The 3,148-nt window shown below is 32.2% G+C and carries 7 protein-coding genes; all 7 read left to right on the top strand.

Features of this window, described 5'->3' with window-relative positions; translation table 11 throughout:
* Positions 1–286, top strand: a 286-nt coding sequence (locus AAC053_RS13775) for a hypothetical protein (RefSeq protein ID WP_339757835.1), incomplete at its 5' end; no start/stop codon positions are given.
* Positions 287–288: 2 nt separating this feature from the next.
* Positions 289–474, top strand: a complete 186-nt coding sequence (locus AAC053_RS13780) for a hypothetical protein (RefSeq protein WP_339757837.1) — start codon at positions 289–291, stop codon at positions 472–474.
* Between the two features lie 2 nt (positions 475–476).
* Entirely contained in the window at positions 477–725 is a 249-nt protein-coding gene (locus AAC053_RS13785) for an HNH endonuclease (RefSeq protein WP_339757841.1), read from the top strand.
* On the top strand, positions 703–993 hold the full coding sequence (locus tag AAC053_RS13790; protein ID WP_339757844.1) for a hypothetical protein: 291 nt from the start codon (positions 703–705) through the stop codon (positions 991–993). Before AAC053_RS13785 ends, AAC053_RS13790 begins: the two co-directional genes overlap by 23 nt.
* A gap of 6 nt (positions 994–999) precedes the next feature.
* Positions 1,000–1,434, top strand: coding sequence for a thermonuclease family protein (locus AAC053_RS13795; RefSeq protein WP_339757847.1), 435 nt, complete (start codon positions 1,000–1,002; stop codon positions 1,432–1,434).
* Entirely contained in the window at positions 1,434–1,916 is a 483-nt protein-coding gene (locus AAC053_RS13800) for a hypothetical protein (protein WP_339757849.1), read from the top strand. The genes AAC053_RS13795 and AAC053_RS13800 overlap by 1 nt, the downstream gene beginning before the upstream one ends.
* Complete coding sequence (locus AAC053_RS13805) at positions 1,917–2,990, top strand: hypothetical protein (RefSeq protein WP_339757851.1); 1,074 nt, start codon at positions 1,917–1,919, stop codon at positions 2,988–2,990.
* Positions 2,991–3,148 lie beyond the last annotated feature (158 nt).

A 3,148-nucleotide genomic window follows, 5' to 3' on the forward strand; every position in this document is an offset into this window, starting at 1 on the left:
CGAAGTTTCTACTACATTGCACTTAGGCGGAGATCAATGGTCTATCTTTTTAGAACCTTCTGGAGAAGAAGGAAAAACAGGTACAGAAGTTAAATTAGAGGTAGGTGATATGTTGATTTATAGTGGTTGTGAATTAGAACATTGGCGAGAACCTTTTTTTGGTGAGAATTGTGGTCAAGTTTTTTTACATTACAATGACGCAAACCAAGAAACAGCAGAAGAGAATAAATTTGATGGCAGACCTATTTTGGGTTTACCATCATGGTTTAAAGGTTATAAAAAATAAAAATGGAAACAACTGAAAAAATGGAACTAAAATTAAAAGCACATGAAGATATATGTGCTTTACGATATGACAATATAGATAAAAGATTAGAAGCTGGAAGTAAACGCTTTGATAAAATAGATAAATTAATTTTAGGTATTTATGGAATTATACTTAGTTTTACTGCTTATTTGGAGTTTTTAAAATAATAATGCGTAATTACAGAAAAGAATACGATAATTATCAAGGATCAGAAAAACAAAAAAAAAATAGAGCTAGTAGAAATAAAGCTCGTAATATTTTAATTAAAGTTAAAAAAGTTAAAAAAGGTGATGGAAAAGATGTACATCATAAAGATGGTAATCCTAAAAATAGCACAAGAAGTAATTTAAAAGTTATTTCTAAATCTAAAAATAGATCATTTAAAAGGAATAAAGATGCCACAAAAAAAAGACGGTAGATTAAAAAGAGCAGGAGTATCGAGTTTTAATAAACCTAAACGTACTCCTAAACATAAAACTAAATCACATATAGTCGTTGCTAAAGAAGGTAATAAAATAAAAACTATACGTTTCGGTCAACAAGGTGTTTCTACTGCTGGTAAACCAAAAAAAGGTGAGTCTGCTAAACAAAAAGCTAGACGTAAATCTTTTAAAGCAAGACACGGCAAAAATATATCTAAGGGTAAAATGTCAGCAGCTTATTGGGCGAATAAAGTAAAATGGTAAATAATTATGTATGAATATAAATGTCATGTTACAAAAGTAGTTGATGGAGATACCATAGAAGTAATATTAGACTTAGGATTTAATATTTTTCATGGATGTAAAGTTCGTTTATTGGGTATTGATACTCCAGAATCCAGAACTAGAAATTTAGATGAAAAAGCAAGAGGAATTTTAGCAAAAAATTATTTAAAAACTTCAATTAATGATGACGATCAAGATAAAAAAATAATTATTAAAACTTATAAAGAAAATTCTAAAGGAAAATTTGGAAGAGTAATAGGAGAAGTATGGGTTAATGGTATTAATATTAATGAAGATATGATTAATGCATATCATGCAGTTCCTTATAATGCTGAAAATAAAAAATTAATAAAAGGATTACATTTACAAAATAGAGAAAAATTAATAGAACAAGGATTATTTGTTCCAAAGGAGGATTAATGAATTTAGGTATATTAAAAACAGTAATAGGTACAGTTGCTCCATCATTAGGAACTGCATTAGGTGGTCCTATGGGCGGAATGGCAGTTAATTTAGTAACTAAAGCATTAGGTATTGACGCTAAATCTTCACCTAAACAATTACAAGCAGCAGTAGAAAAAGCAACTCCTGAACAGTTAGCAGCACTAAAAAAAGTGGAAACTGAGTTTGAAGTGCGTATGAAAGAACTTGACGTTGACTTATTTAAATTAGAAACAGCCGATGTCCAAGAGGCAAGAAATGCCTTTAAAGGAGATTGGACTCCTAAAGTATTTGGGCTAGTCGCTTTATTTGGGTTTGTTGGTTATATCTTTTTAGTAACCATTCAGCCTCCTTCAGAAAATTCAGACACTATTGTTAGCCTAGTTTTAGGGTATTTAGGTGGGCTAGTAAGTGGAATTAGTAGCTTTTATTTCGGAGCTTCTCATTCTAAAGGTGAGTAAATGTTTAAAAAATGGATTACATTTAGTGGGATTCTTTTATTTGTTACAACATTAGGATTACTTTCATATAATATTAACGCAGCAGAAGCACAAACAGGTACAGGGTGTACAAATGGTACAGATAATTGTGAAAACAATAATTTAACAACCGTTAACAGCACGACCACAACCAACACTAATACTAATACATCCACAGCGACAAATACAAACAACAACACGAACACAAACGCTAACACGAATGTCAATACGACAACGACAACAGCTACCAATACTGCTAATAATACGAATGTTAATACCAATGCTAACACCAATGTAAATACATCAACAGCGACTAGCACAGCGACTTCAAATAATACGAATACCAATGCTAATACCAATGTAAATACGAGTACATCAACCAATACTTCAAATGTTACTCAAGCAGTTACTAATAACACGACATCTAACAATACCAGCAGTAATACATCAACATCTGCTAATACTAATACGAATGTGAATAACAGCACTTCGGAATCTAATGTTACAACGGATAATACAAACACAAATAACAATAATATAAACGCCAATAACACGAACACAAACGTCAATCAATCAAGTTCTACCCAAGTTATAGAACAACGAGTTAAAAGCCCACCAGCTTCAGCTATAGCACCAAGTATTATGAGTTACAGCCAGGACCTTTGCACGACTGGACGTTCTGGAGCTTTACAAGGGCAATTATTTGGGTTTTCTGGCGGTACTACCGTGCGTGATATGAATTGTGAGAGATTAAAACTTTCTAAATACCTATACGATATGGGAATGAAGGTAGCTTCTGTTAGTTTACTTTGCCAAGATAATCGAGTGTTTCAAGCTATGGAAATGGCAGGAACTCCTTGTCCATATAAAGGCAAAATAGGTAAAGAAGCAACAGCAGCATGGGCATCCAATACAGATGAAAGACCTGATTCAGAAGGGTTGTATGATGCGTTTATGAAAAAATGTTGGCTTTCACCTAATAAAAAAGGCGTAAGTAAATCTAAACGTACTTGTAAAAAAGAATGGAAGAAACAAAATGCCACGCAAGAAGGATAAATATTTAGCGGAAATAGTAGTTATTGGTGGAATGTTATTAGCAGGGCTACTAACTTTATTTTTATCTTTACCAGCTAAAGCGGATTATATCTATGAAGGAAGTCAATCTTTATATGATTTGCAAACTAATTCATCAGGTTCAACAGGATTAGGCTCAA

Origin of the sequence: uncultured Winogradskyella sp. (genome assembly GCF_963975125.1) — a bacterium.
GTDB lineage: Bacteria > Bacteroidota > Bacteroidia > Flavobacteriales > Flavobacteriaceae > Winogradskyella.